Origin of the sequence: Halomonas sp. 141 (assembly GCF_002810305.1) — a bacterium.
Lineage (GTDB): Bacteria > Pseudomonadota > Gammaproteobacteria > Pseudomonadales > Halomonadaceae > Vreelandella > Vreelandella stevensii.
Genome location: NZ_PINZ01000129.1, coordinates 1 through 758, shown reverse-complemented (window position 1 = coordinate 758; position 758 = coordinate 1). Strand labels below are relative to the sequence as shown.

Annotated in this window: 1 protein-coding gene; it reads left to right on the top strand. The window is 56.7% G+C overall.

All coding sequences use genetic code 11. The features are described from left to right. Window positions 1-720, top strand: a 720-nt coding sequence (locus CWI66_RS17665; protein ID WP_157809014.1) for a transposase, incomplete at its 5' end; no start/stop codon positions are given. Window positions 721-758: the final 38 nt, after the last annotated feature.

The window sequence follows — 758 nt, the reverse complement described above, 5'->3', positions numbered from 1 at the left end:
GTGGTGGGTGAGCTGATCGATCAGAGCGAGCGCGTGGAACCCAAGATCCCACGCGAGCTTCTGCTGGATGCCGGCTATTTTGATGATGGCGTTATTAACGCGACACTGGCGCGTGATGTCAGCCTGCTTTGCCCGCCCAGGCCCAGTACCACTGACAAAGCGAAGGGCCTGTATCATAAAAGCCTATTCACTTACGATGCCGAACAGGATGTTTACTACTGTCCAGCGGGGCAGCGGCTTCAGCGCATCAGTCATATAAACGCGTCGGTACGCTCGCGTGAGCAAACGGTTTATGCCTGCAATGCCTGCGAGGGCTGTCCGCAACGGATTGCTTGTACCCGTTCGGTCCGGGGGCGCCGAATCAAACATTACCCGGAGGACGAGGCACGCCTGGCATTGCAACAAATCATGACCCACCCGGGAGCCCAAGCGGTCTTCCGGCAGCGAAAGGCCATGGTCGAGCCAGTGTTTTCAGCGCTACGTCAGCAACAGGGACTATCTCGCTTCCGGCGCCGTGGGCTGGCGGGTGTCAAACGCGAGTTTTCCTTGCATGCCTTGGCTTACAACTTGGCTCGCGCTGTAGCGCTGAGCCTTTGTCATCATCTCTGGGAGTGGTTGTGGGGATGCCTGGGATTACCTTACCTGGCAACAAAGAAAAAGATCGCGCCTCCCAGGGCGTGCGTGATGATGTCGTCCAGCCATCGACATCGTTGTGTATAGGTTTAGTTTTGAGTCGTTAGGAGATTTGCGACAACCTC